This window comes from Streptomyces sp. NPDC020379, from assembly GCF_044387105.1.
Lineage (GTDB): Bacteria > Actinomycetota > Actinomycetes > Streptomycetales > Streptomycetaceae > Streptomyces.
Genome location: NZ_JBIRVR010000050.1, coordinates 1 through 6,674, shown reverse-complemented (window position 1 = coordinate 6,674; position 6,674 = coordinate 1). Strand labels below are relative to the sequence as shown.

Here is a 6,674-nt window from a genome sequence, read left to right as displayed (position 1 = left end):
CCGCGCACACCGAGATCATCCTCACGGCGGCCGGACCCCGCGTCGTCGAGTCGCACAACCGCCCCGGTGGTGACGGCATCGTCGACCTCGTCCGGCACGTCCACGGCGCCGACATCCGGGACCTGCTGGCCGCCAGGACCGCGGGCGCCGACGCCCCGGCGGCGGACGGGGTCCCGGCCGGCGCCGCCGCGACCTGGTTCCTGACCGCCGAACCCGGCGTCGCCACCGAGGTCTCCGGCTGGGAGACGGCCGCCGGGCAGCCGGGAGTGGTGGCGGTCTCGCCCGGGATCCGGGCCGGGGACACCGTCTCCCCCTTGCGCGCGTCCGGCGACCGGTGCGGCTCGGTGACCGCGGTGGGCGCGACGCCCGACGAGGCGCTCGCCCGGGCCCGCGCCGCGCTGGCCCTGGTCACCGTCCGCACCGCCCCTTCGTACCCGCAGAGCACCGAGAGCCGATGAGCACGATGACCACTCCCCGCAATTCCCTGACCGAGCGCTATCTCGCCTCCCCTGCCGGCACCGCCGCGGTATGGCCCGACGCACCGGACCCGGACCGGCTCAAGGCCGTGCACGGCGCGCTCGAGGACCGTTTCCTGACCCGCCCGGTCTTCCTGGAGGCGGCGGAGACGGAGCGCCTCGAAAGCGACCTGAACGGCATCCTGGACCTGCTGTTCTCCCTGCCCGACCGGCTCTTCGGCGGCGACGCGCACGCCTTCGCCGCCGCGGTGGGGCTGCGCCCCGAGCAGGCGCGCGTCGCCCTGCGGCCCCCGGTGCCGGAGCCGGCCCGGATCGGCCGCGCCGATCTCTACCACGACGGTACGGACTTCCGGCTGCTGGAGTTCAACATCAGCAGCGCGCTCGGCGGACTCGACATCCCCGAACTCAACCGGCTGCTCCTCCAGGACGAGAAGCTCGCCGCCTTCGCGGCGGCGGAGGACCTGACCTTCCCCGACACCGTCGGCGCGCTCGCCGACACCGTCCGCGCGACGGCGGGCAACGGCGGGGGCACCCCCCGGGTCGCGCTCATGGACTGGTGGCCCGGGTACCGCAAGACCGAGCCCAAGATCCGTGCCCTGGCCGCGATGCTGGAGCGCTACGGCATCGAGACCGTCCCCTGCCACACGGAACAGGTACGGGAGAGCGGCGGCAGGATCACCGTCGACGGCCGCCCCGTCGACGCCGTCCACCGCTTCTTCACGCTCGGCGAACTCACCGCCGACGCCGCCTCCCTGGCACGGGCCGAGGAACTCCTCGGTTCCTTCGCGCGGTGCGGCATCCCGGTGCTGTCCCCGCTGCGCACCTCCATGCACGGCAACAAGCGGGCGCTGGCCATGCTGTGGGAGGACCGCTGCCGCGACACGTACGACCCCGCCGAAACGGCGCTCGTGGAGCGGTTGCTGCCGTGGACGCACGAGCTGCGCCCCGGGCCGGCCCGGGTGCGCGGGGAAGAGGCGGACCTCCTCACGTACTGCGCTCAGCGGCGGGCGGACCTCGTCCTCAAGCCCTCGCACGGCCTCGGCGGCACCGGCACCGTGCTCGGCCGCGGCACCGGCGACCAGGAGTGGGCGGACGCGCTCTCCCGGGCGGCGGCGGGCGGGTACATCGTCCAGGAACTGGTCACGCCACAGCCCGAGCTGTTCCCCGACCGCGAGACCGGCGAGCTCTCCCCCTGGACGCTCAACTGGGGTGCCTTCCTCATCGGCCGCCGGTACGCCGGTGCCTTCCTCCGGGGCCTGCCCGCGGACCGCGCGGACGTGATCTCGTTCGACAACAAGGCCCACGCGGGCTGCGCCTTCCAGGCCGCGTGACGTCACGGGCGCGAAGCGCCCCCCGCGCGCTGCCCGCACCGCCGGCAGTGCGGTCCACGCGCCGCTCTGCGCCCTGATGGTGCTCTTCCGCTTCCCGTCACACTGAGGGTGCCGTCAGCTTCGGAAAGGGCCGCCGTCCAGGGCCCTGCCGTCAGGGGGAGCGTATGGTGTCGGTCCCGTCCGGGCATCCGATTGATCCTCGAACGGACAGGGACGCGCGGGTGATCGTGGTCGGTGCCGGGCTCTCCGGCATCGGGGCCGCCATCCGGCTGCGTCAGCAGGGCTTCGGGGACCTCGTGGTGCTGGAGAAGGCCGCACAGCTCGGGGGCACCTGGCGGGACAACACCTATCCGGGCTGCGCGTGCGACGTCCCGTCCTCGCTGTACTCCTACTCCTTCGCGCCGAACCCCGGGTGGAGCCGGACCTTCGCCGGACAGCGGGAGATCCACGACTACCTGCGGGCGACCGCGGACCGGTACGGCGTCGGTGAGGTGCTGCGGTGCGGTGTCGGCGTCCTGCGGGCCGGGTGGAACCGGGCGGCGGGGCGCTGGCACCTGGAGACCACCGACGGCGACTACCGCGCCACCGTACTGATCCTGGCCACCGGGCCCTGGCACGTCCCGCACCGGCTGGACGTGCCGGGGCTCGGCGAGTTCCCCGGGCCGGTGTTCCACACGGCCGAGTGGGACCACCGTGTGGACCTGTCCGGCCGACGCGTGGCCGTGGTGGGGGGTGGGGCGTCCGCCGTTCAGATCGTCCCCGCCCTCCAGGACAGGGCGGCGGCCGTGCACCTCTTCCAGCGCACCGCCCATTGGGTGCTGCCCAAACCCGACCTCCCGGTCTCCCCGGCACTCGGCTGGTGCCTCGCCCACGTCCCGGGTGCGCAACGTGCCATGCGGGCCGGTCAGTACGGCGTTCAGGAGGGCTTCGGCCACGCCTTCCGCCACCCCCGCCTCGTGGGCCCCGCCCAGGCCATGGCCCGCGCCTACCTGCGACTCTCGGTCCACGACCCGGTGCTGCGCCGGGCCCTGACGCCCGGCTACCGCCTGGGCTGCAAGCGCCTGCTGACGTCGAGCACCTTCTACCCGGCGCTGAACCGGCCGCACGTCCACCTGCACCCCACCGCCCTCTCCGCCGTACGCGGCCGGCGTCTCATCGGTGCCGACGGCACCGGGACCGAAGCCGACGTGGTGATCGACGCCACGGGCTTCCGCATCGGTGAACTGCCCCTGGCCCGGGACGTGTACGGCACGGACGGCCGGACGCTGCACGAGACCTGGGGCAAGGACGGCCCCACGGCCTACCTCGGCACCAGCGTCAGCGGATTCCCCAACCTCTTCCTCCTCCTCGGCCCCAACCTCCTCTCCGGCTCCACCTCGGCCATCACGGTCCTCGAAGCGCAACTCGCCTATCTTTCCGGCGCGCTGACCCACCTGCGGCGGGGCGGTCACACCACCCTGGAGGTGAAACCGGCCGTCCAGGCCGCCTACAACGCCGCCGTGCAGAAAGCTCTGGAGACCACCGTGTACAACGCGGGCGGCTGCTCCAGCTATTACTTGGGCCCGGGCGGCCGGAACACCTTCTGCTGGCCCTGGTCCACCGGCACACTCGTGCGCCGGCTCAAGCGCTTCGACCCCGCCGCCTACACGTGCCGCACCACGCCCGCACGCCGGGCGGCCGCGGACCGCGGCCGCCCGGCCGGCGAGGAGGGGATCACCCGATGATCCAGCGGCGCCCCCGGCCCCGGCCGTACGACCGCGATCTCACCCTGCTGACGGTCGCGGTCGTACGGCCTCGGCTGTCTCGTCCAGGTCGCCCTGCTCGCGGGCCGGAACGCCCGTTTCCCGGCTACCCCTCCGCGGAACCGGCGTCCGTCACCGCACGGGCGAAGCCCCCGCTGCCCCCGATCCGGCCGTCCTCCGCGAGGGTCAGCACCTCGTAGCCCTCCGCGTCCATGACCGCTCCCCTCGCGAAGATCGCCGTGGCGTGGACGTCCGCCCAGATCAGGCTCGGGCCGATGACCGTCGTCGACAGCAGGCCGCGCGCGGGGCGGTGGGCGTGGGGGTCGAGGATGTGGTGGCCGCGTTCGGCGGTGCCGGAGGTGGCGACGGCGGAGGCGGCGGGGACATCGGCCGTCACGACGGTCAGGAGGCGGCCCGGGCGCGTGGGGTCCGCTATGCCTATTCTCCAGGGCGTTCCGGGCGCGGCCTCGCCGTGGAGTCGGAGGTCTCCGCCGCCGTTGACGCAGAGGTTGCGGGCCCCGGCTTCGTGGAGGACCGCCGCCGCTCGCTCGACCGCCCAGCCCTTGACGAGCCCGGAGGGGTCGAGCCGTCCGCCGGCCCGGGCGCTGAACCAGCCCCTGGTCAGCGCCTCCGCCTCCGCGCACAGCCGGAGCACCTCGCCGACCTCCGCCGGGCACCGCTCGACCGTGGTCTCGCCGCGGTCGAGACGGCAGATCGCGCTGTCGGGCCGGTAGGTGGAGAACAGGGCGTCCACATGGTGCAGCCACGTCACCGCCTCGCGCAGGGCCCGGCCGACGGCCGGGGTGACGGTGTCGCGGAGGTCGAAGGAGAAGACCGTCCCCATGGCGTGCTCGACGTGGCGCAGCCCGCGCCCGCGCTCAGGCACCGGCCTTGTCCAGGGCGCTCTGCAGGGACTGGATGTAGCCCTCGCTGGTGTAACTGGCGCCGGAGACGGCGTCGATGCCCGCGCTCTGGGCGCCCAGCGCCTCCTGGGTGAGCCGGGGCAGGGCGTAGGCGGCGATCTCCTGGTCCCTGCCGCGGCCGGAGGGTGCCTGGAGCACGCGGACGGCGGTGAGCCTGCCCTGGGTGAGGGTGGCTTCGACCTGGACCGGGCCGTACCGGGTGTCGATCACGGCGCCGGTGAACGCGCCCGTCCGGCTGCCCGGAGGCAGGGTCGTGGCGGGCGAGGTGACGGGCTGCGGCGCGGAGACGGCCGGGGGCGCCGGGCTGTGCTGCGGTTTGAGGGACAGCAGCAGGACGACGCCCGTGGCTGTCGTCAGGACGGTGACGGCCGCTCGGCGCACGCGCGGTCTCCTTCAGGTGCGGAATCGGGTGCGGAATCAGGTGCGGAATCAGGTCGGGTGCGGAATCAGGTCGGGTGCGGAATCAGCCGCGGCATCGGGGCGGATCCGGGTGCGGACGCGGCGTACCGGCGTCACAGCGCGAACGACTCGTGGTGGATGCGGCGACGCGGTACGCCCGCGCCGCGCAGCGCCCGAAGCGCCGCCTCGCACATGCCGGGCGGCCCGCACACGTACACCTCGTGCGCGGCCAGACCGGGCACGAGCCCCAGCAGGCCCGGCGCGGTGAGCGGCACGACGGGAAAGCCGTACGCGGACGGCTCGTCGACGGCGTAGACGACGTGCGCGCCCCGGGCGCCGGCGATCGCGTCGAGCTCGCCGCGCAGCGCGAAGTCCTCGGGGCGGCGGGCCCGGTACATGAGCGTGACCTGGCCCGGCAGCGTCTCGAAGAGGGTGCGCAGCGGGGTGATGCCGACGCCGCCGGCGAGGAGCAGGACCCTGCGGGCGGCGCGCGGGGCGGCCGTGAAGCCGCCGTAGGGGCCTTCCGCCCAGACCCGGGTGCCGGGGGCGAGCCGGGCGAGGGCCGCGCTGTGCACGCCCGCGGCCTTGACGGTGATGCGCAGGCGGCCGGGCCGGGCGGGGGCGGAGAGGGAGTACGGATTGGCCGTCCACCACATGCCCCGGCACAGGAAGCGCCACCGGAAGAACTGGCCCGGTTCCGCGCCGAGTTCGTCGAGGCGCGCGCCCGTGATGTAGACCGAGACGACGCCGGGCGCCTCGGTGCGTACGTGCGAGACGCGCATCCGGTGCCGGAGCCCGCGCCGGACCGGGACCACGAAGCGGAACCAGACCAGCAGCGCGGCCACGCCGCCGTACAGGGCGTACCACGCGAGCTGGGCGGCGTTGTCACCCACGAAGTCGGCGCCGTTGGCGAGCTGGTGGCCGAAGGCGAGGAAGACGGCGAGGTAGGTGGCGAAGTGCAGGTAGTGCCAGATCTCGTAGCTCAGGTGCCGTCGGGCGGCGCGGGCCGAGAGGATTCCGGTGGCGAGGAGCAGCAGGAAGCCCGCGGTGGCCTTGAGCATGTCCGGGTAGGTCAGGACGAGGGTGGTGGTCTGGCTCACGACGCCGGAGTGGGTGGTGAGGGCCGAGCCCCAGATGATCAGCAGGGTGTGGGCGAGGACGAGACCCACGGTGTAGCGGCCGCCCGCGGCGTGCCAGCGCGCCAGCCGGTCGGTGCCGACGCCGCGGTCCAGGGCCGGCACCCGGGCCATCAGGGCGAGCAGGACGGCGCAGGCGTAGCCGGCGAGGAGGCCGGTGATGCGGCCGGCTCCGGTCAGCCGGCCGGCCGGGCCGACGACCGCCGGGGTGTCGGTCCACCACAGCCCGAGCACGGCGGCGGCCCCGGCCCAGATGAGCACCTGGGCCGGGAGGGGGCCGACCCGGAACGGGCGGGGGGCGGCCGCGTGCGCGGGAGGACCGCCGCGTACGACGGCCGGGCCGTCGAAAGTGCTGGTGGCCACCTGTTCTCCTCTCCCACGGTGACAAGGCGGCCAGCCTTCCAGCGCTTCCTCTGAAAACCCTGTGAGCAAACCGCCCCGGGCCGGGTCCGGAGGAGATTCACAGGATCCCGGGACGCGCGCCTCCGCCTCACCGGTCGTAGGAGTGGAATCCCCGGCCCGTCTTCCGGCCGAGCAGCCCGGCCTCCACCATGCGCTGGAGCAGGGGTGGCGGGGCGTAGAGCGGCTCCTTGAACTCCTCGTACAGCGACTCGGCGATGGAGGCCACGGTGTCCAGGCCGATCAGGTCGGCGAGCTTGAGCGGGCC

Annotated in this window: 6 protein-coding genes and 1 pseudogene; 3 read left to right on the top strand and 4 right to left on the bottom strand. The window is 74.3% G+C overall.

Features of this window, described 5'->3' with window-relative positions; translation table 11 throughout:
- The 3 genes and pseudogenes from ACH427_RS32215 to ACH427_RS32205 form a co-directional block, all read left to right on the top strand.
- Nucleotides 1-458 (top strand): annotated as a pseudogene (locus tag ACH427_RS32215) (carboxylase); the annotation flags it as partial.
- Complete coding sequence (locus tag ACH427_RS32210) at nt 455-1,807, top strand: hypothetical protein (RefSeq protein ID WP_398875349.1); 1,353 nt, start codon at nt 455-457, stop codon at nt 1,805-1,807. The pseudogene ACH427_RS32215 and the gene ACH427_RS32210, both read left to right, overlap by 4 nt.
- A 221-nt stretch (nt 1,808-2,028) precedes the next feature.
- Entirely contained in the window at nt 2,029-3,531 is a 1,503-nt protein-coding gene (locus ACH427_RS32205; RefSeq protein WP_398875347.1) for a flavin-containing monooxygenase, read from the top strand.
- A 124-nt stretch (nt 3,532-3,655) separates the two neighbouring features.
- Here ACH427_RS32205 and ACH427_RS32200 read toward each other — a convergent pair whose 3' ends face one another.
- The 4 genes from ACH427_RS32200 to ACH427_RS32185 all read right to left on the bottom strand — a co-directional run.
- Complete coding sequence (locus ACH427_RS32200) at nt 3,656-4,393, bottom strand: FAD:protein FMN transferase (protein ID WP_398875354.1); 738 nt, start codon at nt 4,391-4,393, stop codon at nt 3,656-3,658.
- Nucleotides 4,394-4,427: 34 nt separating this feature from the next.
- A complete protein-coding gene (locus ACH427_RS32195) occupies nt 4,428-4,853 on the bottom strand; it encodes an FMN-binding protein (protein ID WP_398875345.1) in 426 nt (141 codons plus the stop codon).
- A 131-nt stretch (nt 4,854-4,984) separates the two neighbouring features.
- Complete coding sequence (locus ACH427_RS32190) at nt 4,985-6,370, bottom strand: ferric reductase-like transmembrane domain-containing protein (RefSeq protein WP_398875343.1); 1,386 nt, start codon at nt 6,368-6,370, stop codon at nt 4,985-4,987.
- 127 nt (nt 6,371-6,497) lie between these two features.
- A partial coding sequence (locus ACH427_RS32185; protein WP_398875352.1) for a 3-hydroxyacyl-CoA dehydrogenase family protein occupies nt 6,498-6,674 on the bottom strand: 177 nt, incomplete at its 5' end.